A 21,294-nucleotide genomic window follows, 5' to 3' on the forward strand; every position below is an offset into this window, starting at 1 on the left:
CCGGCGGCTACTTGTCCAGGAGGAGGTGGACCGACAGTTCGAGGCGGTTGGCGACGTCGGCGGCCGACGCGCGGCGCGTCACCCAGGCCACCAGGTTCGCCATCCAGACGTCCGCGACGACGTGGAAGATGTCGCGGTCGGCCTCGGTCGGCTCGGAGATGCCCATGGCCTGGGCGAACATGTTCTCCATCAGCCGGCCGACCTGCTCGACCTCGGCCGCGGCGGAGGTGTCGGCGAACATGAACGCCCGCACCATCGCCTCGGTCAGGTGCGGGTCACGTTGCATCAGCCGGGTGTTGCGGCCGAGCACGAACATCAGCCGCTCGGCCGGCGTCTCGCCGGGGATCGCCTGCCGCTCCAGCTTCTCCTGCGCGCGCTCGAACTCGCGGGCGAGGCCGGAGACGAGCAGGTGGATCTTCGACGGGAAGTACCGGTAGAGCGTGCCGAGCGCGACGTCGGCCTTCTCGGCGACGGCGCGCATCTGGACGGCGTCGTAGCCACCCTTCGAGGCCAGGGCGAGGGTGGCGTCGATGATCCGGCGACGGCGGTCGCGCTGGGCGGCGGAGCCGAGTTCGTCGGCCCCGATCGCGCTCATGCCGTTGCCGCGCGCCTTGGTCTTGCCGGGCATCGGTGTTCCCCCGTCCTTCGGAACTTGTTCCAGTTCAGGACGTAGCGTACCTCTCCTGGCGAAACGTTCAACAATTGACCCACTGGCCGAAAAACTGTAACACGTTCTACACTCGCGAGTAGTGTCCCGTCCCGCGAGGAGGCCCCATGCCGGTCGCGCTCACCGAGGAACAGGCCGCGCTGGCCGAGGCGATCCACGCCTGGGCGAGCGCGCACCCCCCGCGAGAGGCGGTGCGCGCGGCGGAAACCGGGGCCGGGCTGCCGGCCGGGTTCGCCGGGCTCGGCCTGTCCGGCGTCGCCCTGCCGGCCGCGGTGGGGGGTGCCGAGGGGAGTGTCGCCGATCTGGCGGCCGGGCTGGCCGCGGCGGCGGAGGAACTCGTTCCCGGTCCGGTGCTCGGGACCGCGTTGGGTGGCCTCCTGCTCACGGAGGTCCCGTCGGCGAAGGAACTCCTCGAAGCGGTCGCCGAGGGGGAAGCGTCGATCGCCGTGCTGCTGGAACCGCTGGAGGACGGCGTCAGCGGGCCCGTGCCCGGCGCCACTCCGGAGTCCTGGCTGCTCGTGCCGGTCGACGGTGGTCACGTGCTGCTCGCGCCCGGGACGCCCGGCGTGACGGTCGAGCCGCTGCCGCCGTTCGACTTCTCGCGTCCGCTGGCGCGGATCCGGTGGTCCGGGGCCGGTTCCGACGTCCTGACCCTGCCACCGGTCCGTCCGTTGGCGGCCACGCTGGCATCGGCCGAGGCGGCGGGGGTGACGCGGCGGTGCCTGACCCTCGCCGTCGAGTACGCCAAGGTCCGCGAGCAGTTCGGCCGGCCGATCGGGGCGTTCCAGGCGATCAAGCACCTGTGCGCCGAGATGCTCTGCCGCGCCGAAGCGGCCGAAGCGCTGGCCTGGGACGCGGCGTCCGGGCAGCACCCGCTTTCGGTGGCGAGCGCGGCCGCCGTCGCGCTCGACGCGGCCGTCGCCAACGCCAAGGACTGCGTCCAGGTGCTCGGCGGGATCGGGTTCACCTGGGAGCACGACGCGCACCTCTACCTGCGCCGGGCCGTCGCGCTGCGGCAGTGGCTCGGGGGCTCGGGCCCGTGGCGCCGGCAGGCGGCCTCGCTGGCGCTGGCCGGGACCGAACGCACTTTGGGCGTCGACGTCGGAGAAGACCCTTCGCTGGCCGAAGAGGTGGCGCGGATCGCGGCGCTGCCGTCGCACCGGGTCGCCTTGGCGGACGCCGGGCTGCTGACGCCGCACTGGCCCGCCCCCTACGGCCGGGGCGCCGACGCCGCGGAGCAGCTGCGGATCGACGGCGCGCTCGCCGCGGCCGGGGTCCGCCGCCCGGACCTGGTGATCGGGGCGTGGGCGGTCCCGACGATCCTCGAACACGGCGACGACGAGCAGCGCGAACGGTTCGCCCGGCCGACGCTGCGGGGCGAACTCACGTGGTGCCAGCTGTTCAGCGAGCCCGGTGCCGGGTCGGACCTGGCGTCGCTGCGGACGGCGGCGCGGCGCGTCGAAGGCGGCTGGCGGCTGACCGGGCAGAAGGTGTGGACGTCGTTGGCGCGCGAAGCCGATTGGGGCATCTGCCTGGCGCGCACCGACCCGGACGCGCCCAAGCACCGGGGGATCACGTACTTCCTGGTCGACATGCGCGCCGAGGGCATCACGACGCGGCCGCTGCGGGAGATCACCGGGGAAGCCGTGTTCAACGAGGTGTTCCTCGACGACGTGTTCGTCCCGGACGCCGACGTCGTCGGCACTCCCGGTGGGGGGTGGCGGCTGGCGCGCACGACGCTGGCCAACGAGCGGGTCGCGCTCGGGAGCGGGTCGGCGGTGGGGGAGAGCGTCCAGGCGTTGGTGTCCATTGTGGACGCTGCCGCGCTGGACGACGTCGCCCTGGACCGGCTCGGTTCGCTGGTGGCCTTCGGGGTGGCGGGTTCGGTGCTGGACCTGCGGGTGGCGTTGCGGCGGCTGGAGGGGCAGGACCCGGGCGCGGAGTCGAGCGTGCGGAAGCTGCTCGGGGTCTCGCACCGGCAGGAGGTCGCGGAGTTCGCGGTGGAGCTGGCCGGGGTGGGGGCGCTGGTCGCGGACGGTGCGGCGCAGCACGAGTTCCTGCTGACGCGGTGCCTGTCCATCGCGGGCGGCACGACGCAGGTGCTGCGGTCGTTGACGGCGGAACGGCTGCTGGGGCTGCCGCGGTGACTTCCTGAGACGGCGCGAATGAGTCATTCGCGACGTGGCGGGTCCCTGACCTGCGGGAACAAGATCATCATGTGACCTGATCAGGCGAAAGTCGCTCTCAACGCTTCGCATCATTTTGCAGTGCTGATCAGCCTCGCGCGTACCGAGCGCGTACCCGCGTACCGCACCGACGAAGATCAACTCTCAACGGAAAGAGGCCGGGGCCGCCCCCATCGGGAAGGCGGCCCCGGCCTCTTTCGTCGTGGCGGATCATGACCGGAGACGGCCGTCAGTGAGCGTCACCGAGTGTTGCATCTCGTCCTTGGTGACCTCTTCGGCCGTCGACTGTCCGACCATGATCGTGTAGACGTTGTGGTCGGCCGGGATGTCGGCGACGGTGAAGTACCACACGCACGCCTGGTCGGCGTAGTGGCCACCGGTGAGGGTCCCAGTGGCGATGACGTCGGACGTGTTCAACTGGTCGGCCACCCGCACCGTGAGGCCGTCTTTCACGTCTGCGAAGTCGTTGAGGCCGCCGCACTCGCCGGACGTCTTCGGGTAGGCGTTCGCCACGAGACGGAACGTGCCGGCCGTCGTGAACTTGCCCGGCGCGGTCGGGGCGGGTGCCTGGGCACAGCCGGCGACGATCAGGCCGACACTGCCGCCGACGACCGCGCCGGCGACCCACCTGGTGATCAAACGTACGGTCTTGGTCACGACGGCCCCGCTTCCCTAAGTTGCGCCCTGTCGGGGATGGTCGCGATGATCTTACGGAGCGTTACGCCGGTCGATCCACGTCGCGCCTTCCCGGCGGGGTTCGAGCGCGTTCGGCACGACGAAGTGGCTAGTTCGTGAACCGCCCGCCCCGTCCGCCCCGCCGATCTTGAAGTTGCACCAGCCCACCCACTGACCGGTTGTGGCCCGGCGCCACATCCGGAGGTCGCCCGGCACGACGGCCTGCAGGTCGATGCCGTGCGGGTAGATCCCGAGCGGTTCCCCGAGCGGGTAGGCCCGTGCGAGGTCGACCCATACGGGCCGGCCTCCGCGGATGGACCGGATGTCGTTCAACCCGGGCGGCGGCTCGGGGTTCGATACGTCGAACATAGGTTCGAGTATGCAACACGTCGACACGCGGCGCGAGAGCCTGGAAAACCCCGGATGCGAAGGAAGGCCCCGCCGACTCGGCGGGGCCTTCGGTGTGCCACATGGGGGGTGGCGCACTCAATCGCGTTGCGATCCCCAAGGTCCGCAGACCTTGCCGGCCCCGCTGACGCAGGGTCCATAACCGTCGTGATGCCAAGTGAATGTGCACCCTCGGGTCAGCTCCGCTCGCACGGAGACGGGAACAGAGGATAGCAGGGCGCCGAACGGTGCGCTAGGGGTCCGGCGGGGACGGGCGCGTTGGGAACCCCCGTGTCGGCCGCCGGGCGGGGCCCGCCCGGCGGGTAAAGCGATGCCGAGGGACGCCCGCCGAGACCGACTCCATTCCGCAGTTCAGCAGTGACAGCCGGTGTCGGTGACCAGCGTCTCACTCCGCCCCCGTATCGTTGTCAACCGCCGGTTGATGAGCCGGCGAATGACCAGAGAGAGGCTTGCCCCGTGCTCGACATCGCCCGCCTCCACGGCGCGACATACGAAGAACTCAACGCCATCACCCGCCTCGACACCACCAAAGGGCACTCGTGGATGACGATTGTCGATGACGTACGCGAGGCCGTCATGAAGGCGAACAGTGAAGGGAAGTTCGACGACGGCGACCGAGACGGCACATACCACCTCATCGCGAAAACGCTAGTTCCGCGGCGTCCCACCGATCGCGGTTCGGAGTTCGGGCAGATCGCCGCCGCGTGGCACGTCGACCTCTCGGAGTTCGACGGCGTCGCCCACGAATTCGGTCAGAACGACAAGGGCGAAGACGACGGGCTAGCCGACCTCGGCGACCTCAAGAATCGCACCGCCCACGTGATGTGCGGCCGGGCGCTCTACCTCGCGTACTACGCCGCCGCGCGGAACCTGGTGGCCTGGATCGACACGGAGACCGCGTGACGGAGGAATACACGCCGATGTACGCGCCCGAGAACTGGCCGACACATCGCATGGAGGTCATCCGGTTCGCATCGATCCTTGCGGACAGCATCGCCGAGCACGGCCGCCACAACGGTTTAACCGAGTTCATCCGCAGCACCAAAGACCTCCCGAAAGACCTGATGGCCGGGATGATCGGGATGCTGTTGATCGACTTGCACGATCACCAACGCCGCGATGGGGAAACAACCCTGCTGTCCGTCTCCGGCGACCTGTGGGAAGAGGTAACGCGAGTCCTCGGGCTGAAGGGCCTTCGGATCGACCCGCAACCGTGGACGTGGCGGACCGACTGGCCGGTCTACAACACGTACGCCGCTCACCCCGTCCGCCGGGAACTACCGCCCGAGGCGGGGCCGTCGCGCACGACGTGACCCGTGGTGCGCGAGTGGTGGGTACGCATGGTTGCCGTCGCATGGAAGTACGCCGGAGTGGACTCGCAGTGGATCGCCGGCGCGGTCCGCGCGGCCGCCGCCGCGACGGACGACGCGCGGCCGGCTGGTCCCCCTCGCCGGCCCGACCAGTCTGACGAGCAACCGGAGACTTACCCGTAATTGCAGCAGAGAGCTAATACCGAATAGCACATTGCCTATCGCAGCACGGTGCTATTCATGGCCAGCACAAAGTTATAGCTGCGCCGGGGGCATTCCAGACCGTACGGTGGTCGTACACCGCAAGGCACGGAGGGAAAGCCCAGTGACGCGAACACTCATCGCCACCGTTGAAACGTATCCCGCACGGACCGCGACTGTCCGGACCAGCTACTACGACGACGGCTCGCGCAACTTCCGCCTCTTCGTGGACGGGTGCCGGATCAACGACTACGCGACGAAACGCGGTGTTGAATCGGCCCTGGAAAAGCGCGACATCACGGACGTCACGCCGTGGCTGGTCGACGACTTGGCAAACACGTTGTTCTACCGGATTTACCGATGGGACGAAAACGGAAATCCCGTGTACCCGACCGGATTTCTGTTCGCGGACAGACGTCACGCCCAACAGCGGGTCGACCGATACCACGCCGACCCCCTTCAGGCGGGCCGTGAATACGACATCGAAGAAGTGATGTTGTGACGTGGGAACAGCCCGTCGTCGCCGCCCACGCCGCACGTGTGGCGGCCGCCGACGCCGAAGAGACGATGATCCGCACCGCCATCGGTGCGGGCGCGAAGCCCACGCACATCGCGAAGTGGCTCGGCGTCCGTGGCCGAAACCGGGTCTACGACATCGCGAACCGCCCCGGCCCCGCCGTCATCACCCCGCCGTATCAGCCGCCCACGGTGTTCGTGGCCGCTGACGGGTGCGAGCCCGTGACCGCGCGGCGGGTTGAGACCGTGATGTGGGCCCATGGCTGGCCCACCGTCGTGTCGGCGACCGCCGCATGGCACTTGTGCGTCGCTGGGCGCACGGTGGTGTTGTGCGACATCACGCACGATTCCACGGTGACCGTCGGCGTGATGCGGGCCGACGACACGCCCGGCGACTTCACTATGGCCAACGGCGGCCGGGTGCCCCGTCCCGTTCGCGAAGACGGCATCTTGGACGAACATTTTTTGGCCTGCCTGGTCGCGACCGCCATTGCGGGTGACCAGACGCACGGCGAGTGAATCTCACCCCTTAATCAACCCCCGGACAAAACGGGAAGGCGGATTTGCCATGGCTGCGGAACTCTTCGTTGCGACGCTGGAAACGTCAGGCTTCCGGTTCATGACCGCCGGATCATCGGAACAAGAGGCGCGTGACGTCATGAAAGCGGCGTGGCACGCGCACCGCACGCAGACGGGCGCGACGTGGACGTTCGACGACTTGGCCGACGACGTCAACGTAGTCGCGATGCGGCCGTGGACCGCTCTGCGCGACGGATCGCCGATGAACCTCGGATCGGTTACATACTTCAGAAAGGCGCGACGCCAATGACATACGACCACGCTGAATGCGCGGCGGATCGGCACGACCGCACACCCGCCGACGCCACCGGGACCGACGACGACCAGCCCGCCGACGCCGACGGTCTCATCGTCTGCCGGGACTGCGGGGCGGCGCTGATGTACTGCGAAACGTTCGACGACTACGACCACGCCGACCCGGCGACCCCGCCGTGTTTTCTGATCGGAGCATGATCGCGATGGCTGATATCGCACCCCGGTACGTGGTGCTCGGCGACGGTCTCGAAGTCGCCCACTACGTGTTCGACGTCATGACGGACATGGTCGCCGCGCTGCCGAGCGGCCTGGACGGAGACGCGCAGGCTCGGGCCGACCACATGAACGCGCTGTACCTGCGCGCCGTGGCTCTGATCGCCCAGCGGGTTCGGTCCGAAGTGGCCGACGACATCGCCATGGGCACCGTGCCCGCCGATGTGAAGGCGTTCAGCGATCTCCACGACTACGTCGACGCGAACGAGTACGGCGGCCTGTGCGCCGAGAATTTCGGTCCGACGCGGATGGCGTTCGACGTGCAAAATGTCGTGCACGAATGGCTTGCCGCCGGACGCCTGGACTTCCCGGACATCGACGTCGACGACCCGGTCAGCCGGGAAGCCTGGGCGGTCTTCGGGAATCGGGCCGAGGCGAACGCCCCGGCCCCGTCGGCTGATGTCCAGCCGGCTGACGACCCGTGCGGCGGCGGAGACTCCGAGTACCGCCACATCGAAGAAGCCATCGCCGTCCCGCTCCACGCAGCCCCGGACGGGGCGGGCGGCGGCTGGCGGCTGTGCCTGCGCCATCTCGTTCACGGCTACGAATCGGCGCACACCGTCTACGACGACCCCCGTTTCCAAGTCATCCGGGAGACGTGCGGATGCTCGGGTGACGGGCATGACGACTGGTGCAACGACGACGCCGCCAAACTGGAAAACGCCTCATTCCCGGACGCAACGGCGCTGCTGCACATGCTCGCCGACGCTCTCGGCTACACCGTCGCTTACCCCGGCGGGACGACGGTCCGGTACTACGCCGACCGCAACGACGCGCGTCGGTACTACCGGGTTGAGGGAAGCGGCGTCGCGGTGTGGCAACCGTTCGCGCGCAACTGGGAATCGGTGGACTGCCTGCCGTGCGAACGCGACTTGGAGCCCATCACCCGCCAGCAGATCGCAAGTCCCGCCGCCAAGTGGGCGTTGGGACTCAAGTAAGTCCACGTTCAAGTCCGCGCCGATCAAAGCCGCCCCGTCCCCCGGTCCGCCGGGTGCGGGGCGGCTTTCGTCATGCCCGGGGTTCGCCGTCCGGGACGTCGAACTCACCGTCTCGGGCGCCGAGCCGGAAGGCTTCCCACTCGGCCGGGTCGAAGTACAAGACGACCTCGGGACGGCTGGACTGCCGCATGACGGTCCACGTGACGCCGTCGGTGTGCACGACGTGGGCGTACTCGATCGGGTCGTCGAGGGTCACGCCGGGCGGCTCGGCCCGGACCCACTCCACCGTGCTCAGGTCCAGTTCACGGCGCACGCGGGCCTTGCGGTTGTCGTCGGGGGTGACGGTCATGGCGACCACCGTAGCCGCCGGGCACAGGGCGGCCCGGACGTCGTCCAGGATGGCCAGCCGGCCGGGGTGCGCGTCGATGAGCGCGACGGCCTCGCCGATGGCCCTTCCCCGGGTCACGGCCATCTCGGCGAACATCGCCGTCACCCGGGTCGTGGGGTTGGTTGAGCCGCGGAGCAGGCCGACCGCGTTCAGCGTGTGCGCGGTGGCCATCGGGTTCACGAGGTACGCCGGCGGCCCGCCGGTCTCGTCGCCGTGGTCGGACTGGTCGTCGCCCGTTACGGCGATGATCAGGGCCACCGCCTGTTCGAGGCCCAGCACGTCCTCGAGCCGGCCGCCGGGCGTCCAGGTTTCCTTGCCCGATCCAGCGTCGTACGATGCGGTGGGTTCTTCACTCATCCGAGGGACATCCTTCTGTGTGAATGGGCCCGAACATGAGAGAGTCCCCGGCTCCGCATACTTGCTCTATGCGGTGCCGGGGACTCTCGTCACTTTCCTCGGTACCGGGGGTCTTCCCGCACTAGGGCTATGGCCGCCCACAGGTCCACGTCGGACTGTGGCGCGTTGTTCGCGGCGACGATCTGGATAACGCCATCGAGAACCACATAGCCCGCGTCTTCGTCATCGTCACCCTCGGATGTCCGGACGATTTCGATGTCCATTTACGCTCCATCGTCCCTCTCCCGCCCCCCGGGGTTGGCTACTGTTTCCGTCTCGCTCGGGCCCGAGCTGCACACCCAACCTGAAAAATTCTCAATAATCCTCCATCTCCGTTAATCCATGCGTGAACCCTCATACCGAGGGTGTGCCGTCGCAACTGCGCACACCGGACATTCCTCCATATGGCCCAATGATCATGCACGACCGAGCGGTTTGGAGCACTCGGTTACGCACAGTTACGATTATTCTGCGGGGCTCGCGGGGCGTCGATCGTCGTCGTCGCCACCTCGGATCGCCAGCGTGCGGCTGATCCTCCGTCGGGTGACTGCCAGCTGTGAGGGCGAGCGACGTTCCCGGGAGAACACCACGGCGTCGCCCGGTTCATCTGGCTGGTAGATATGGATGCCGAAGACTTCGGCGACCGCTGCGGTCACCGTCTCTTTGCTCTCTTTCAGTGCCGCCGCCAGAGCGAAGATGGTGTCCGGCGTAGGAAACGCGCGTAACTCGTTGTTGACCATCTTCGAAAGCTGTGCGCGCGACAGGCTGTAGCCGGCCACCCTCGCCCGGAGCACCATGGTTCCGTAGGTCACCCGGCGGAAGCTCGGCAACCGGGTCCCCGGGTTCTTCGTGTTCCGCTCGTCTTTGACGGCGTCCAGAAACGCGTCGTCCTTCTCGGTTTTGTCCTCTTCGTGTAGTCGTTCGTCCTCCTCGGTTCGCGGTTCATCCAATTTGCTCAGAATTAATTCCGGCAACTTCATCGGGGCACCTCTCGCAGGGGTGGTAGGTACACCAGTGACCGTGATCAAACCACAGTTGACAGCAACCGCGTGTTAACAGCCAGTTGACGGGCGCGTCGGGGCGACCTACGGTGAGGACCGAAGATCAACTAGGCCCCGCGCACCACGCAGACGTGTCCTCTGCCGGTCGATGCGCCGAGCGAGGAAGGGCGCTCGGATGACCGTCTACGTGCACGTGCGCGACCTCTCTGAGCTGCGGGAACGCGTCGCCGCTGCGGGCCCGCGCGCAGAGACAGCACGCCGCGCCGGCATGACGCCCCAGCGGCTACATCAGCTTGTGCACGGCGACCGAACCACCGTCGCCGTAACCACCGCCGCCGCCCTCGAAGACGCCTTGAGCGTCGACCGGGGCGCCCTCTTCCGGTTCCCCGACACCGCACTCGCCGCCCCGTACGCCAGCCCGGACGCCGTCGCATGAACGCCGCGACCGAGGCCGCGACCGGCCGCGAGACCACCGCACGCCGCCACGCCGTGGGAGCAACCCTCGCCGACGTAGGGCCCCCACGCGCGGTCTGAACCACCCAACCCCCGGCGCCTGTGGCGCGCCCCGGGGCTGACCCATCCCAAAAACCGGTCACAACAGGGACAGAACCATGCCAGGAGACCGCCCGACCCACGCCGCGACCATCCGACCGGCCTTGGTCGAGATCCCCATGTGGATCACATCTCGACTGGTCCACCTCACCCGCGTCGCCCGGTGGCAGGTCGGCCAACTCGCCGACGCCTACCCCGACACGGCCGTGGAACAGCTCCACGTCGTCGGCCGGCTCGCCATCGCTGCGTGCCTGCTCGACGCCGCCATCACCGCCGCGCCGCTGCTCACGTGAACCGGCCGCGCCCCCGAAAGCCCACCGCACCTCAACCGGAAGGAACATCCGTGGCCCTGCCGACCTGCGACCCGCTCGCCCCGCTCGCCAACTCGCCCGCCGAGCTGATCGCCGCCATCACCACCCCGCACCCGGACACCCCGATCCTCAACGCATGGGTTGAGGCGTTGGGCGCCGCCCGGGTCGCCGCCTTGCTGTCCGACGACACCGCCGAGCCCGCCCCCGACGCGGCGCCAGTCGAACCCGACACGGCAGAACCCGCGTCCGAGCCTGCGCCGACGGATGACGTCGCCGACGCACCCGGCGAAGCCGAGCCCGAGCCCGGCCGCGAGACGACCGGCGGGCCCGACGACCCGGCGGGCGACGACCCGCGGCAGACCGAACCCGACCCCGCGTCCGACGCCGACTGAACGTTCCGCCCGCGTCGCCTTGCCTTGCCCCGGTCCCCGCCGCGTACCTCCGCCGAAGTGAGGAAAGGCGATTTCCCATGCTCGACCCCAAGACGGTCGCACTCGACGCGATCGCGCCGGCCGTCGCCCGCTGGCGGGCCGCCCGATGCGGTGCCGCCCGGCTCGCCGCGACCGCCGCCCAGGCCGAAAAGGACATCATCGCGGCCCTCGGCGACGCCGACATCGGCACCGTCGACGGCCGGCCCGTCGTCCGCCGCGACGTCCAGGAACGCCAGGGCTTCGCGTTCGGGCTGTTCCGCACCGAACATCCCGAACTCGCCGATCGCTACATCACCCGCCGCCGCCGCGAATCTCTGAAGATGCCGCGGCTCGACACCGAAGCGGAAGCGTCATGACCGCCGCCGACCGGCTCGCCCGAATCGCCGACGCGCACGTCCGCGCGATTCTTGAGGGCGGTCTCTTCGACGACTTTTGCATGGAATGCCAACTGCCTTGGCCATGCCCGACCTACGTGTGGGCCACCACCGAACGCAACGTCTGCGCCACCTGGAACCCCCTTGACGACGAGGACGGGGAGGACGGGTGACCATCGACGAATGCCCGCACTGCGGGACATGCTTGCGCGGTAACGAAATTCCCGAAGAGCGTCGCCAGTACTACAGCTACGCCACGCACTACAGCCGCGTCATCGGGCAGGAGATCCGGGGCGTCTACGACGGCGTCTTGTTCTGGTCGTGCCCTGACTGCGGGGGCTGTTGGCACCGCTGGCCGGAAGGCCACTACCTGCGCGTCCGCGCCGAAAACTACGTCACCACAGGGGAAATCTCATGAGCGTCATCCTCTCCGGCAAGCTGCCGCGCGACGATCGCACCAACGGTATCGCCAGCATCGCCGCCGCCCTCATCGCCAACCCCAGCGACGTCCACATCGTCGTTGCCCTGGTCGACTGCCTCAAGATCACGACCAAGACCGAATCCGGCGAGGTCATCCCGGAGGCCCGGATTCGCGCCATCGAAGCATTTCCGGGCGCTACTGCGGACGGTGAAGAGCTGCGCCGTCTCTGGCGCCGAGCCCGGGAACGCCGGACCGGCGAAGTAGAACTCGAACTCCCCATTGAGCTGGAACGCGAACTCGACAGCCTCAAGCCCGCGCCGGCCGAGGGGGATGACGAATGACCCGCACTGGCGATACCTACGTTCGGTGGCGCTCGGGAGCGCCCCGCGAGGGACGCGCGTTCCCACCGCTCGGGCCCGGTCACCCGGCCTATCGGGACGTGTGCCCGGCCTGCGACCACTTCCTAGGTAACGGGCTGCCGGTTCAGATTCTCGCGATCGGACCGACCGACGACGAAGCCCGTGACCGTCATCGCGCCGGCCGTTGGTACTCCGCGCTTGCGTTGCTGTTCCACGCGGCGTGCCTCGGCTCAAACATCGTCGACCTCGCCGATGCCGAGGGGGCGGCGGGATGATCACCTTCGGATCGCTGTTCACCGGCACCGCCGCCCTCGACCACGCTGCGGGCTCCGTGCTCGGATGCGTGCCCGCGTGGTTCTGCGACAACGACAAGGGCGCGTCGAAGCTGCTCGCCTACCACTACCCGCACATTCCGAATCTCGGGGATATCACCGCCGTTGACTGGTCCACTGTGGAACCCGTCGATGTCCTTGGCGGCGGCTTTCCCTGCCAGGATGTGTCTGCCGCGGGCCGCCGCGTCGGCATGGCCCCCGGGACCCGGTCCGGCCTCTGGTCACACATGGCATTCGCCATCGCCACGATTCGGCCGCGCCTGGTGGTCGTCGAGAACGTAAGGGGTCTGCTCAGTGCCAAAGCGCATAGCCACGTGGAACCCTGCACGGGGTGCCTGGGAGACCACCCGAAGAAGCCTGCTTTGCGCGCACTGGGAGCCGTACTCGGCGACCTGGCCGACATCGGGTATGACGCGGTCTGGTGTGGCGTTCGAGCTTCCGACGTCGGCGCTCCGCACCAACGATTCCGCGTCTTCGTTGCTGCTCAAGACACCAACCGCACAGCTGGCGAAGAACGGCGGAAGCCAGCACCCGGACAAGCGGAAGGCCGGTCGGCACGGGCCGACGCTGGCGGACGAAGTGGAACACCTCTTGCCAACGCCGCGGGCATCCGACACGGCGGGCCCGGGTTTGCATGGTCAGGGTGGGGCGGACTTGCGCACGACGATCGCGTTGTTGCCGACACCTCGGGCGACCGACGGGGACAAGGGGAGCCCGAAGCAACGCGGTTCATCGGGCGACATGATGTTGCCGAGCGCGGTGTACGCGCTACTGCCGACTCCGACCGCGACGGACGCGAAGTCGTCGAGCGGTTCGAATCCCGCGTGGGGCCACGGGATGACGTTGACGGACGCCGCGCGCACAGCTGGGGCGCCTATGCCCCCGCGATCGCCCGATGGGCCGCCATCATCGGACGACCAGCACCCGACCCCACCGTCCTCGGACAGCGCGGCGGGCAAGTCCTGAACCCGGCGCTTGTCGAATGGATGATGGGGCTGCCTGCCGGCTACATCACGGCCGTGCCGGGACTGAGCCGCAATGACATGCTGCGGCTCGGCGGCAACGGCGTTGTGCCGCAACAGGCGGCGGCCGCGCTTCGCCGGCTCGTGTCGCTGCTCGATGGGGCGGTGGCGGCATGAAGCCCGAACTCACCGGCGAAACCATCGCGACGATGATCGTGGTCCCGCTGCTCATCGCCGTGGTTTGCGTCGTCGGCGTCTTTTTCTTCGTGGTGTGGCGCTCCCTGCGGGCTCGCGACCACGACGACGCGCCGTTGGCGTTGGCCTGCTGGATCCTCTCCGCGTTGCTCGTGGTCGGCATCGTCGCGGCGACCTGGTGGGGCATGTACCCGTGGGAAGCCGAATACCACCACTGGACGCCGAAATCTGGTGTGGTCGCCACGGTCGATTCGCGCATCGTCCCCGGCGGCGCGGACTCGAAGTCGGTGGAACAGAAGTTCGTGGTGTCGTTCGTCGGCGAAGACCAGCAATACGCCGTCATGGACACCCGCGCCGCCGGCGTCAAGCCCGGCGACCGGCTCACCATCACGTGCGTCCGCCGCTGGCAGTGGAGCGGAACCCCGGGCTACGACTGCAATTTCGTGTCCTTGGAGCGTGGCCGGTGACCAATTACGACCACCCGAACGGGGAGGGTGTGGAATGACCGGCGTCATCGACTCGGCGGCCACGCCGATCCCGCGGGACCGGTTCGGCCGACCCATGGTTGTCCCGCCCGGCGGGCACAAGGCCGTCGGCTATACCCGGTGCACCACCTACGTGTCGTGCCTGGAAGACACCTACAACCTCGGCAAGTGGCAGCAACGCATGGTCGCGATCGGCCTTGCCGACCGGCCCGACCTGCTGTTGGCGGTGTCCGCGAGCCAACGCGACGACAAAGACGGCCTCAACCGCATCGCCGACCAAGCGATGGACGCCGCCAAGGCCGGCGCCGCGTCGACCACTGGCACGGCGCTCCACGCCCTGACCGAGCGCATCGACCGGCGCGAACAGCTGCCGATCGTGCCCGCCGCCCACCTCGACGACCTCGACGCGTACCGGGCCGCCACGCGCGACCTCGAACCGCTCATGATCGAACAGTTCACGGTGTTGGACGAACTCCGCATCGGCGGCACCCCGGACCGGGTCGTGCGGTACCAGGGCAATGCCTACATCGGCGACGTCAAGACCGGGTCGATCGACTACGCCGCAGGCAAAATCGCCATGCAACTTGCGGTCTACGCCCGATCGATGCCCTACGACCACGCGACGGGTGAGCGGTTCCCGTACCCCGAGCCGGTCGACACCAGCCGCGGCATCGTGATCCACCTCCCCGCCGGGACCGGCCGGTGCGAGCTGCATTGGATTGACCTGGACGCCGGTTGGGACGGCGTCCGGCTCGCCGGGAAAGTCCGCGACTGGCGAACCCGGAAGGGCCTGCTCGAACCCTGGGACGTCACCCGCCCGGACACATCGGCGGCGCCCGTCGTCGCCGGCGGCGTGTCCGACAACGTCGCCGCTGCCCTCGCGGAGATCCGGGCAGCGACCACCCTGGACGGGCTCCGCGCCGCCTACCAACAGCACGTCGCGTCCGGTGTGGACGGTGACTTCATCCTCCCGGCCTGCCTCGCGCGGAAGGCCGAATTGGAGGGGGCGGCGTGAGCAGGCTGACTTTGCACACCGTCGTGGCCGACGTCCTCGAATCGCTGCCCCACGCCCTGCGGGAGATCCGGGAACGTCGCGGGATGTCGATCCGGTCTGCGGCCAAAGAGATCGGCATCAACTTCGCGACCGTGTCCCGCATCGAGGCAGGGCGGGACCACCGAGTGGACAACGTCATCGCCGTTCTCCGATGGCTCGACCACCGCCCCGAGGAACACGACGCGACCATGGAGGGACGACCGTGACCAGCCCCATTCTCGAAGAAGACAGCTACGACGCCCACTTGGCGCGGCGACTGGTCCGCGCCGCCGCGGCAGCGGTCTCCCACGAAGAGTGCCGCCAGCTCGGTGGGGGCGACCCGGCCGGCGGCGACGGGTTCTACGCGGCCGGGATCGTTGCCGCGCAAGCCGTCCTGCGCACACTCGCCGAGGCCACCCCCGGCAACGAATACACAGTCGACCTGGACTTTGACAGCCTCGCCGACCTGATCGAGGACTACGCCGCCCGCGTCGCCGACCCCAGCGTGTACCGCGACCGCCGGCCATGGCGCGTCGGCAACCACTACGGCATCCACATCTACGCCGTCAACGGTGACGATGGCGACGACGAATCCATCGGCACCACCCATTCCGCCCGAGTGGCGCGGCAGATCGTGGCCGAACACAACGTCCGGCTCCCGGGGGCGGCGTCGTGATCCACGGAACGATGAGCGGGTACAAGAACCATCGGTGCCGGTGCACCGGATGCCGCGCCGCGCACAACGCGATGATCAACCGCCGCCGCGCCGAGCGGTACGCAGCGCGGGTGCTGGTCAACGGGGTGTGGATCGCGCCGCTCCCGGCCGAGAAGCACGGCCGGGTCACGTTGTACGCGAACTGGGGATGCCGTTGCCAGCCATGCACCGCCGCGGCTAGCGCGTCCTCGCGGCGATCCCGCCTCTCCCGTCTCGCACTGGCCGGGGAGGCGCGATGAACGGGCGCCGTCGCCTCACTTACCACGGGACCGCCCACGGGTACAAGAACGTCGGTTGTCGTTGCGTCGCATGTTCCGAGGCCAACCGCGCCGCCGCCCGCGACGAACGCCACCGGCGGTATGCCCGCCGGCTGCTGGTCGACGGGGTGTGGGTCGCGCCGGTCGCCGCCGAGCGGCACGGCCGGGTCACCACCTACAACGCGTGGGGATGCCGCTGCGAGCCATGCACCGGGGCCGCCAGCGCCGAACGGCAGCGCCTCGCCCGGGTGCGCGCCGAGCGGCAGCGGACCGCGCGGGCGGCGTCATGACCGAGCACGGCAACGCCAGCACGTACGTCAACCACGGGTGCCGGTGCCAGTGGTGCACCGCGGCCAACACCGAACGGGGCCGGGAACAGCGCCGCGTCCGGTTCGCCAGCCGGCGCATCGTCGACGGCGTGTTGGTCGCGCCCGTCCCGCAGCACCGGCACGGGATCGCCAACACCTACACCAACTGGGGATGCCGCTGCGCGCCCTGCGCTGGCGCGCACCGGCGGGCCAGCCGCGATCGGTACTGGCGGCGCGTGGCGGTGACCCGGTGAACCGCCGCCGCTGGTCCGGCGCGACCACCGCGCCCGTCGTGAAACGCCGGCCGTGCCGGTTCGGGTGCGGACGCAGCGTCGACGTGTTCACCGAAAACCACCGGGTGATCCAGCTCGACACCGAACCGCCGGCGGTGACCGTCGACCTGACCACGGTCCACCTGCGGATCTACGAGTATCGAGGCCCACGCATCGGGTGGGTCCCGAAGTTTCTGCCCGAGCGCGGATGGCGAGAGCTCCGCCTACTCCACGAATGCGCGGCAGAGCAACAGAAATTGCGCTAGCACCACACGAGAAGGGCAACACCATGACCGATCTGTTCGACGGTCCCGGCAGCATCACCGGGATCGAATGGGCCGACCTCAATGGGCGGCTCTTGCTGATCACCCCCCACGAGGTGATCGCCAGTTTCAAGACGCAGGTGTCCGACGGCCCCACCGTCCGCGCCGACGTCGTCGTCCTGGACGGCCCGGACGCGCCGTTCGAATACAAGGACACCCTGATTTTCCCCAAGCTGCTGCAGGGCCAAGTCCGGTCCAACGCGGGAACCGGCCGGATGAACCTCGGCCGCCTCGGGCAGGGGGAAAAGAAGCCGGGCCAGTCGGCGCCTTGGATGCTCGCGGAACCCACCGAGGCGGACAAGGCCGTCGCCCGGCGGCACCTCGCGTCGTCTGCTCAGCCGCCGTTCTGAGGCTCGACCGTCACCGCCGGGGCCCCGACCCCCGGCGGTGTGCGGCCGCACCTCAGCGCAAACCCACGAACCGTCGATCGGAGGTGGATCAACCCCGTGCGCACCTTCACCACCTGCCCCGGATGCGGCGACGTGCTGGCGTACCAAGACCGGCGGACCCGCACCCACCCGGGATGCCAGGACCCGCAGGGCTACGAATTCGAACTGGAAAGGGAATTCCTCGCCGCCGCCGAGGCCGGCGACAACGCCTTGGCCGACACCCTCGCCGCCCAGCTGGACGGCATGTTCGACCGGCCGCCCCGGCTGTTCGACGCCGCGTTGGCCTACGCCGAAATGGGATGGCCGGTGTTCCCGCTCCGGCCGGGCACGAAGATCCCGTTTCCGAACACCCGCGGGTTCAAGGACGCCACCGACAACCGCATCCTCATCCGGCAGTGGTGGGGCCGGTGGCCGATGGCGAACATCGGTCTCCCGACCGGCCGCCACTTCGATGTGATCGACATCGATTTCCGGCACGGCGCCCGGCCCGCGTGGGACCGGCTCCGTGCCGTCGACGCCATGCCGGACGTTCACGGCGTCGCGTCGACGGCACACAACGGGATACACCTGCTGCTCGAACCAGCCGGGGGCGGCAACCTCACCCGCGCCGGCGCGCTGCCCGGCATCGACTACCGGGGCCGCGGCGGCTACATCGTCGCCCCGCCGTCGATCCTCGCGAGCGGTCGCCGGTACACGTGGGAGGTCAAGCCGTCGCCCGTCATCACCGCGCCGCGCCGGCCCGTCCCGACGCGCTCGGCCGGTGCACCATGACGGCCGCCGCGTCGCACCCGTTCCTTGCCGTGCTCGAAGCGGCCGGCCTCTACACCCCGAACGGGCACGCCGTCACCGTTGACCTGTCGGATCTCCCAGCCGCCGCCGCCGGCGACCCGGCGGCGGCCCACTACGCCGAAAAGGCATTGGAGTACGAAGCGGACGCGGTCGCCGCGTCCACCGAGGGCACCCGCAACGACAACCTCAACCGCGCCTGTTTCAAGATCGGCAGTCTCGTCGCCGCCGGCCACCTCGACGCCCAGCACGCCATAGACACCCTGATCGCGGCCGCCCGGGTGTCCGGGCTTCCCGCCAGCGAAATCAACCACGTCGTCTACCGCGCCACGCGCGAGGGCGGCGCCGAACCCCGCGTCGTCAAGCTCGAACCCGTCAAGGGCTACCGCCCGGCGTACACGTTGGACGGCCCACCCCCGGCGCCCCCCGGCGCCGCCGGGGTATCAACCTCCGGGGCCGTTGACACCGGTGCGACCGACACGGTCGCCCTCAACACCGCGTACCCGCCGCTCGATTGGCGCGAGACCTGGTCACGCACACCCGAAGACGTCGATTGGCTGGCGTACCCGGTACTCGAGCGCGGCGGCATGTACGCCCTGTACAGCCCGGCGAAGGCCGGCAAGTCGCTGTTCGCGCTCGACCTGTGCGCCGCCATCGCCGCGGGCCGATCCGCGCTCGGACAACCGCCCGCGGCCCCGGCGACGGTGCTCTACGTCGACTTGGAAAACCATGTCACCGACATCGTGGGCCGGCTCAAAGACATGGGGTACCAGCCGTCCGAACTGGACAGGCTCATCTACCTCAGCTTCCCGGCCCTCCCTGCGCTGGACACCCGCGTCGGCGGCGCCCAGCTGTTCGCCGAGGCCACCCGGCATCGCGCCGAGATGGTCGTGATCGACACGGTCAGCCGGGTCATCAGCGGCGAGGAGAACAGCGCCGACACGTTCAACGCCCTGTACCGGTATTCGTGCGTGCCGCTCAAGGCGGCCGGGATCACCGTGCTGCGGCTCGACCACGCCGGCAAGGACGAAGACCGCGGGATGCGCGGGTCGTCGGCGAAGATCTCGGACGTCGACGTGGCGTGGAAGCTGACCCGCACCAGTGAAAGCCGGGTCCGGCTGGACCGGATCGCGTGCCGCAACGCCCACCATCCCGACTCGGTGATCCTCGACCAGCACGACATGCCGTTACGGCACGTGCTGTTGCCCGGCAGTGGCCTGCCGGACCGGGTCGCGCAGATCGTGCGGACCCTCGACCGGCTCGCCGTGCCGGCCGACTGGGGCCGGGATCGGGTGCGGCACATGCTCGCCGAGCGGGGGATCAAGGTCCGTAACGACGCCCTCGGCGAGGCCCTTCGGGTGCGCCGAACGACCTTCACCGGGGGTGCCTGAAATGTCCGAAAACCTGTCCGGGACAGGTGGGACGGACACCACCTGTCCCGTCCACATGGGACAGCCGGGGACCGAGCCCATGTTTGCCCAGCTCAGACCTGTCCCCGTCCACCTGGGACACCCCGGGACACCCCCATCGCCACCACCTGTCCCCGTCCCCCTCCCTCTAAAGGAGGGGACGGGTGGGTCAGGGGCCGTCCGGAACGGCCCGAAACCGCCAGACCATCGCCCGGGAGGCGACGTTGTGAAGCTGACTATCTCGCCGCTCGCGTGGTTCCTCATCACCGTGTACGGCGCCCTCGGTGCGCTCATCCTCTGGGGCACCCTCGAAGACCCCTGGTGGCTCGGCATCGCCGTGTGGCTGCTGCTGCTGGCCCGCTGGCCCGGCGAAGGGCAAGCCGAATGACCACGATCGTCGGCATCGACCTGTCCTTGACCAGCACGGGCCTCGCCCGGATCACCACCGACGGCCGCAAGTGGATCGTTGAAACGAACTGCCGGCAGTCCAAACCCACCGGGACCAATCTCGCCGCCCGGGACAGCCGCATCCGCGGCATCCGCGACGACGTGATCGCCTGGACCACGCCATGCCGGCTCGCCGTCATCGAGGCGCCCATACCGCACGGCCACGGCGCCGGCACGTTCGAACGAGCCTGGTTATGGGGTGCCGTCGTCTCAGCCCTGATCGGCCGCCACGTGCCCGTCGTCGCGATCCCGCCGGCGACCCGCGCCAAGTTCGCCGCCGCGTCCGGTGGGGCCGACAAAGCCGCCGTCGCGCTCGCGGCGAACCGGATGTGGCCGTCGTGGACACCCGGTGTCCCGCACGGCGTCAACGACCAGGCCGACGCCTTGGCCTTGGGATCGATCGGTGTGGTCCTCGCCGGCCTCACGCCGCCGTTCCTCATGCCCGCCTATCGCGTCGACGCCCTCAAGAAACTCCCGCGAATGGAGCGCGCAGCGTGAAGCCCAGCGACCACATGTCGACGTCCTACCACCTGGTCAGCGCCTACGCCGTCGACCCGGAAACCCGTACCCGAGCCGCCCGGGTCGTCGCCGCCAACGCGCGAGACGCCGCCGACCTCCGCCTGTTGTTCGACGTGCTCGGACTCGCCGACCAGACGACCACAACTGAGGTGACCCCGTGACCAACCCCCAATGCCGATGCCCCGACCAACGCCACACGCCGCCGAACGCCGCGCCCGAAAACGTCCTGGCGAAACTGCCGCAGCGCATCCACGCGGCACGCACCCGCAAGAACATGACCATGCGCGACCTCGCCGCCGAGATCGGCGTGAGCGTCAGCACCATCCACCGCATCGAATCCCGGCGGGCACAGTCGCCGTTGCCCAAGTGGTTCCCCGCGATGATGCAATGGCTCACCGATGCGGAGACCGGCCAGTGATCGCCCGCAAGCGCATCACCGGCAACGCCAACGACCCCCAACGCGGGATGACGCTGGACGAAATCGCCGCATGGCTGGACTACGCGCGGGCGTCCGGCGGCCACGGCAACGACCGAGTCCACGTCGTCACCAACCGGCATCACGGCCTCAAGATCATCTCGGTCGAGATCACGGGAGACCTGCGTCAATGAACCGGATCGAAG

38 protein-coding genes are annotated in these 21,294 nt (G+C 69.1%); 32 read left to right on the forward strand and 6 right to left on the reverse strand.

The window, feature by feature from the left end; translation table 11 throughout:
* Positions 1-7 precede the first annotated feature (7 nt).
* Positions 8-628 carry a cholesterol catabolism transcriptional regulator KstR gene (kstR, locus tag BLV96_RS31240; RefSeq protein WP_091389771.1) on the reverse strand — a complete coding sequence of 207 codons (621 nt, stop codon included), beginning with the start codon at positions 626-628 and terminating at the stop codon, positions 8-10.
* A 146-nt stretch (positions 629-774) separates the two neighbouring features.
* On the opposite strand from kstR, the gene BLV96_RS31245 reads away from it, so the two are divergent.
* On the forward strand, positions 775-2,814 hold the full coding sequence (locus BLV96_RS31245) for an acyl-CoA dehydrogenase family protein (RefSeq protein WP_086681501.1): 2,040 nt from the start codon (positions 775-777) through the stop codon (positions 2,812-2,814).
* A gap of 249 nt (positions 2,815-3,063) precedes the next feature.
* On the opposite strand, the gene BLV96_RS31250 is transcribed toward BLV96_RS31245, so the two are convergent.
* Positions 3,064-3,510, reverse strand: coding sequence for a hypothetical protein (locus BLV96_RS31250; protein WP_086681498.1), 447 nt, complete (start codon positions 3,508-3,510; stop codon positions 3,064-3,066).
* A 51-nt stretch (positions 3,511-3,561) separates the two neighbouring features.
* Positions 3,562-3,897: a hypothetical protein gene (locus BLV96_RS31255; protein WP_086681495.1), complete on the reverse strand. Its 336-nt coding sequence runs from the start codon at positions 3,895-3,897 to the stop codon at positions 3,562-3,564.
* 495 nt (positions 3,898-4,392) lie between these two features.
* Here BLV96_RS31255 and BLV96_RS31260 point away from each other — a divergent pair, with 495 nt between their 5' ends.
* The 7 genes from BLV96_RS31260 (at position 4,393) to BLV96_RS31290 (ending at position 8,008) form a co-directional block, all read left to right on the forward strand.
* A complete protein-coding gene (locus tag BLV96_RS31260) occupies positions 4,393-4,839 on the forward strand; it encodes a hypothetical protein (protein WP_086681492.1) in 447 nt (148 codons plus the stop codon).
* Positions 4,836-5,249 (forward strand): hypothetical protein, encoded by a 414-nt coding sequence (locus BLV96_RS31265; protein WP_086681488.1) that lies wholly within the window; start codon positions 4,836-4,838, stop codon positions 5,247-5,249. Before BLV96_RS31260 ends, BLV96_RS31265 begins: the two co-directional genes overlap by 4 nt.
* A 322-nt stretch (positions 5,250-5,571) precedes the next feature.
* Positions 5,572-5,949: a hypothetical protein gene (locus BLV96_RS31270; protein WP_086681485.1), complete on the forward strand. Its 378-nt coding sequence runs from the start codon at positions 5,572-5,574 to the stop codon at positions 5,947-5,949.
* Positions 5,946-6,482, forward strand: coding sequence for a hypothetical protein (locus BLV96_RS31275; protein ID WP_086681483.1), 537 nt, complete (start codon positions 5,946-5,948; stop codon positions 6,480-6,482). Before BLV96_RS31270 ends, BLV96_RS31275 begins: the two co-directional genes overlap by 4 nt.
* 49 nt (positions 6,483-6,531) lie before the next feature.
* Positions 6,532-6,792 carry a hypothetical protein gene (locus BLV96_RS31280; RefSeq protein WP_086681480.1) on the forward strand — a complete coding sequence of 87 codons (261 nt, stop codon included), beginning with the start codon at positions 6,532-6,534 and terminating at the stop codon, positions 6,790-6,792.
* Positions 6,789-6,995, forward strand: a complete 207-nt coding sequence (locus tag BLV96_RS31285; RefSeq protein WP_086681477.1) for a hypothetical protein — start codon at positions 6,789-6,791, stop codon at positions 6,993-6,995. Before BLV96_RS31280 ends, BLV96_RS31285 begins: the two co-directional genes overlap by 4 nt.
* A complete protein-coding gene (locus BLV96_RS31290) occupies positions 6,992-8,008 on the forward strand; it encodes a hypothetical protein (protein ID WP_091389774.1) in 1,017 nt (338 codons plus the stop codon). The genes BLV96_RS31285 and BLV96_RS31290 overlap by 4 nt, the downstream gene beginning before the upstream one ends.
* 70 nt (positions 8,009-8,078) lie before the next feature.
* On the opposite strand, the gene BLV96_RS51470 is transcribed toward BLV96_RS31290, so the two are convergent.
* From BLV96_RS51470 to BLV96_RS31300, 3 genes are all read right to left on the reverse strand, one after another.
* A complete protein-coding gene (locus tag BLV96_RS51470) occupies positions 8,079-8,753 on the reverse strand; it encodes a hypothetical protein (protein WP_341866112.1) in 675 nt (224 codons plus the stop codon).
* An 89-nt stretch (positions 8,754-8,842) separates the two neighbouring features.
* Positions 8,843-9,016 carry a hypothetical protein gene (locus BLV96_RS50010; RefSeq protein WP_158104217.1) on the reverse strand — a complete coding sequence of 58 codons (174 nt, stop codon included), beginning with the start codon at positions 9,014-9,016 and terminating at the stop codon, positions 8,843-8,845.
* Positions 9,017-9,256: 240 nt separating this feature from the next.
* Positions 9,257-9,772 carry a hypothetical protein gene (locus BLV96_RS31300; RefSeq protein WP_086681470.1) on the reverse strand — a complete coding sequence of 172 codons (516 nt, stop codon included), beginning with the start codon at positions 9,770-9,772 and terminating at the stop codon, positions 9,257-9,259.
* Positions 9,773-9,968: 196 nt separating this feature from the next.
* On the opposite strand from BLV96_RS31300, the gene BLV96_RS31305 reads away from it, so the two are divergent.
* From BLV96_RS31305 to BLV96_RS31405, 24 genes are all read left to right on the forward strand, one after another.
* Entirely contained in the window at positions 9,969-10,229 is a 261-nt protein-coding gene (locus BLV96_RS31305; protein ID WP_086681467.1) for a hypothetical protein, read from the forward strand.
* Between the two features lie 235 nt (positions 10,230-10,464).
* Positions 10,465-10,638, forward strand: coding sequence for a hypothetical protein (locus BLV96_RS50015; protein ID WP_167379792.1), 174 nt, complete (start codon positions 10,465-10,467; stop codon positions 10,636-10,638).
* A gap of 50 nt (positions 10,639-10,688) precedes the next feature.
* Positions 10,689-11,048, forward strand: coding sequence for a hypothetical protein (locus BLV96_RS31310; RefSeq protein ID WP_086681464.1), 360 nt, complete (start codon positions 10,689-10,691; stop codon positions 11,046-11,048).
* Between the two features lie 77 nt (positions 11,049-11,125).
* The gene (locus BLV96_RS31315) at positions 11,126-11,443 is read left to right on the forward strand and encodes a hypothetical protein (RefSeq protein WP_086681461.1); all 318 of its coding nucleotides are present in this window, start codon (positions 11,126-11,128) and stop codon (positions 11,441-11,443) included.
* A complete protein-coding gene (locus BLV96_RS31320; RefSeq protein WP_086681458.1) occupies positions 11,440-11,634 on the forward strand; it encodes a hypothetical protein in 195 nt (64 codons plus the stop codon). Before BLV96_RS31315 ends, BLV96_RS31320 begins: the two co-directional genes overlap by 4 nt.
* Positions 11,631-11,879, forward strand: a complete 249-nt coding sequence (locus BLV96_RS31325) for a hypothetical protein (RefSeq protein WP_086681455.1) — start codon at positions 11,631-11,633, stop codon at positions 11,877-11,879. Before BLV96_RS31320 ends, BLV96_RS31325 begins: the two co-directional genes overlap by 4 nt.
* The gene (locus BLV96_RS31330; RefSeq protein ID WP_086681452.1) at positions 11,876-12,223 is read left to right on the forward strand and encodes a hypothetical protein; all 348 of its coding nucleotides are present in this window, start codon (positions 11,876-11,878) and stop codon (positions 12,221-12,223) included. Before BLV96_RS31325 ends, BLV96_RS31330 begins: the two co-directional genes overlap by 4 nt.
* Entirely contained in the window at positions 12,220-12,516 is a 297-nt protein-coding gene (locus BLV96_RS49325; RefSeq protein WP_143051045.1) for a hypothetical protein, read from the forward strand. Before BLV96_RS31330 ends, BLV96_RS49325 begins: the two co-directional genes overlap by 4 nt.
* Positions 12,513-13,712: a DNA cytosine methyltransferase gene (locus BLV96_RS31335; RefSeq protein WP_143051046.1), complete on the forward strand. Its 1,200-nt coding sequence runs from the start codon at positions 12,513-12,515 to the stop codon at positions 13,710-13,712. The genes BLV96_RS49325 and BLV96_RS31335 overlap by 4 nt, the downstream gene beginning before the upstream one ends.
* Positions 13,709-14,197: a hypothetical protein gene (locus tag BLV96_RS31340; RefSeq protein ID WP_086681449.1), complete on the forward strand. Its 489-nt coding sequence runs from the start codon at positions 13,709-13,711 to the stop codon at positions 14,195-14,197. The genes BLV96_RS31335 and BLV96_RS31340 overlap by 4 nt, the downstream gene beginning before the upstream one ends.
* Positions 14,198-14,231: 34 nt before the next feature.
* Complete coding sequence (locus BLV96_RS31345; protein ID WP_208608369.1) at positions 14,232-15,230, forward strand: PD-(D/E)XK nuclease family protein; 999 nt, start codon at positions 14,232-14,234, stop codon at positions 15,228-15,230.
* Entirely contained in the window at positions 15,227-15,475 is a 249-nt protein-coding gene (locus BLV96_RS31350) for a helix-turn-helix domain-containing protein (RefSeq protein WP_086684521.1), read from the forward strand. Before BLV96_RS31345 ends, BLV96_RS31350 begins: the two co-directional genes overlap by 4 nt.
* A complete protein-coding gene (locus BLV96_RS31355) occupies positions 15,472-15,924 on the forward strand; it encodes a hypothetical protein (RefSeq protein ID WP_086684524.1) in 453 nt (150 codons plus the stop codon). The genes BLV96_RS31350 and BLV96_RS31355 overlap by 4 nt, the downstream gene beginning before the upstream one ends.
* Positions 15,925-16,198: 274 nt before the next feature.
* Positions 16,199-16,510 (forward strand): hypothetical protein, encoded by a 312-nt coding sequence (locus tag BLV96_RS31360; protein WP_086684529.1) that lies wholly within the window; start codon positions 16,199-16,201, stop codon positions 16,508-16,510.
* On the forward strand, positions 16,507-16,782 hold the full coding sequence (locus BLV96_RS31365; protein WP_086684532.1) for a hypothetical protein: 276 nt from the start codon (positions 16,507-16,509) through the stop codon (positions 16,780-16,782). The genes BLV96_RS31360 and BLV96_RS31365 overlap by 4 nt, the downstream gene beginning before the upstream one ends.
* Positions 16,779-17,066 (forward strand): hypothetical protein, encoded by a 288-nt coding sequence (locus BLV96_RS31370; RefSeq protein WP_086684535.1) that lies wholly within the window; start codon positions 16,779-16,781, stop codon positions 17,064-17,066. Before BLV96_RS31365 ends, BLV96_RS31370 begins: the two co-directional genes overlap by 4 nt.
* Before the next feature lie 23 nt (positions 17,067-17,089).
* Entirely contained in the window at positions 17,090-17,473 is a 384-nt protein-coding gene (locus BLV96_RS31375) for a hypothetical protein (protein WP_086684538.1), read from the forward strand.
* Between the two features lie 96 nt (positions 17,474-17,569).
* Positions 17,570-18,283 carry a bifunctional DNA primase/polymerase gene (locus BLV96_RS31380; protein ID WP_143051047.1) on the forward strand — a complete coding sequence of 238 codons (714 nt, stop codon included), beginning with the start codon at positions 17,570-17,572 and terminating at the stop codon, positions 18,281-18,283.
* Positions 18,280-19,689, forward strand: coding sequence for an AAA family ATPase (locus BLV96_RS31385; protein WP_086684541.1), 1,410 nt, complete (start codon positions 18,280-18,282; stop codon positions 19,687-19,689). The genes BLV96_RS31380 and BLV96_RS31385 overlap by 4 nt, the downstream gene beginning before the upstream one ends.
* A gap of 244 nt (positions 19,690-19,933) precedes the next feature.
* Entirely contained in the window at positions 19,934-20,095 is a 162-nt protein-coding gene (locus BLV96_RS50020; protein ID WP_158104239.1) for a hypothetical protein, read from the forward strand.
* A complete protein-coding gene (locus BLV96_RS31390; RefSeq protein ID WP_086684544.1) occupies positions 20,092-20,652 on the forward strand; it encodes a hypothetical protein in 561 nt (186 codons plus the stop codon). The genes BLV96_RS50020 and BLV96_RS31390 overlap by 4 nt, the downstream gene beginning before the upstream one ends.
* The gene (locus BLV96_RS31395; RefSeq protein WP_086684547.1) at positions 20,649-20,834 is read left to right on the forward strand and encodes a hypothetical protein; all 186 of its coding nucleotides are present in this window, start codon (positions 20,649-20,651) and stop codon (positions 20,832-20,834) included. The genes BLV96_RS31390 and BLV96_RS31395 overlap by 4 nt, the downstream gene beginning before the upstream one ends.
* Positions 20,831-21,091 carry a helix-turn-helix domain-containing protein gene (locus BLV96_RS31400; RefSeq protein ID WP_086684551.1) on the forward strand — a complete coding sequence of 87 codons (261 nt, stop codon included), beginning with the start codon at positions 20,831-20,833 and terminating at the stop codon, positions 21,089-21,091. Before BLV96_RS31395 ends, BLV96_RS31400 begins: the two co-directional genes overlap by 4 nt.
* Positions 21,088-21,282 (forward strand): hypothetical protein, encoded by a 195-nt coding sequence (locus tag BLV96_RS31405; protein WP_086684554.1) that lies wholly within the window; start codon positions 21,088-21,090, stop codon positions 21,280-21,282. The genes BLV96_RS31400 and BLV96_RS31405 overlap by 4 nt, the downstream gene beginning before the upstream one ends.
* The last annotated feature ends 12 nt before the right edge of the window (positions 21,283-21,294 follow it).

The sequence above is a fragment of the Amycolatopsis pretoriensis genome, from assembly GCF_900107925.1.
In the GTDB taxonomy this organism is placed as follows: domain Bacteria; phylum Actinomycetota; class Actinomycetes; order Mycobacteriales; family Pseudonocardiaceae; genus Amycolatopsis; species Amycolatopsis pretoriensis.

Coding starts and splice junctions, on each gene's coding strand:
- BLV96_RS31335 (WP_143051046.1), top strand. CDS start 12,513: ATGATCACCTTCGGATCGCTGTTCACCGGCACCGCCGCCCTCGACCAC.
- BLV96_RS31340 (WP_086681449.1), top strand. CDS start 13,709: ATGAAGCCCGAACTCACCGGCGAAACCATCGCGACGATGATCGTGGTC.
- BLV96_RS31320 (WP_086681458.1), top strand. CDS start 11,440: ATGACCGCCGCCGACCGGCTCGCCCGAATCGCCGACGCGCACGTCCGC.
- BLV96_RS31315 (WP_086681461.1), top strand. CDS start 11,126: ATGCTCGACCCCAAGACGGTCGCACTCGACGCGATCGCGCCGGCCGTC.
- BLV96_RS31300 (WP_086681470.1), bottom strand. CDS start 9,772: ATGAAGTTGCCGGAATTAATTCTGAGCAAATTGGATGAACCGCGAACC.
- BLV96_RS50010 (WP_158104217.1), bottom strand. CDS start 9,016: ATGGACATCGAAATCGTCCGGACATCCGAGGGTGACGATGACGAAGAC.
- kstR (WP_091389771.1), bottom strand. CDS start 628: ATGCCCGGCAAGACCAAGGCGCGCGGCAACGGCATGAGCGCGATCGGG.
- BLV96_RS31390 (WP_086684544.1), top strand. CDS start 20,092: ATGACCACGATCGTCGGCATCGACCTGTCCTTGACCAGCACGGGCCTC.
- BLV96_RS31375 (WP_086684538.1), top strand. CDS start 17,090: ATGACCGATCTGTTCGACGGTCCCGGCAGCATCACCGGGATCGAATGG.
- BLV96_RS31255 (WP_086681495.1), bottom strand. CDS start 3,897: ATGTTCGACGTATCGAACCCCGAGCCGCCGCCCGGGTTGAACGACATC.
- BLV96_RS31345 (WP_208608369.1), top strand. CDS start 14,232: ATGACCGGCGTCATCGACTCGGCGGCCACGCCGATCCCGCGGGACCGG.
- BLV96_RS31245 (WP_086681501.1), top strand. CDS start 775: ATGCCGGTCGCGCTCACCGAGGAACAGGCCGCGCTGGCCGAGGCGATC.
- BLV96_RS31285 (WP_086681477.1), top strand. CDS start 6,789: ATGACATACGACCACGCTGAATGCGCGGCGGATCGGCACGACCGCACA.
- BLV96_RS49325 (WP_143051045.1), top strand. CDS start 12,220: ATGACCCGCACTGGCGATACCTACGTTCGGTGGCGCTCGGGAGCGCCC.
- BLV96_RS31385 (WP_086684541.1), top strand. CDS start 18,280: ATGACGGCCGCCGCGTCGCACCCGTTCCTTGCCGTGCTCGAAGCGGCC.
- BLV96_RS51470 (WP_341866112.1), bottom strand. CDS start 8,753: ATGAGTGAAGAACCCACCGCATCGTACGACGCTGGATCGGGCAAGGAA.
- BLV96_RS31360 (WP_086684529.1), top strand. CDS start 16,199: ATGAACGGGCGCCGTCGCCTCACTTACCACGGGACCGCCCACGGGTAC.
- BLV96_RS50015 (WP_167379792.1), top strand. CDS start 10,465: ATGTGGATCACATCTCGACTGGTCCACCTCACCCGCGTCGCCCGGTGG.
- BLV96_RS31365 (WP_086684532.1), top strand. CDS start 16,507: ATGACCGAGCACGGCAACGCCAGCACGTACGTCAACCACGGGTGCCGG.
- BLV96_RS31305 (WP_086681467.1), top strand. CDS start 9,969: ATGACCGTCTACGTGCACGTGCGCGACCTCTCTGAGCTGCGGGAACGC.
- BLV96_RS31290 (WP_091389774.1), top strand. CDS start 6,992: ATGATCGCGATGGCTGATATCGCACCCCGGTACGTGGTGCTCGGCGAC.
- BLV96_RS31280 (WP_086681480.1), top strand. CDS start 6,532: ATGGCTGCGGAACTCTTCGTTGCGACGCTGGAAACGTCAGGCTTCCGG.
- BLV96_RS31330 (WP_086681452.1), top strand. CDS start 11,876: ATGAGCGTCATCCTCTCCGGCAAGCTGCCGCGCGACGATCGCACCAAC.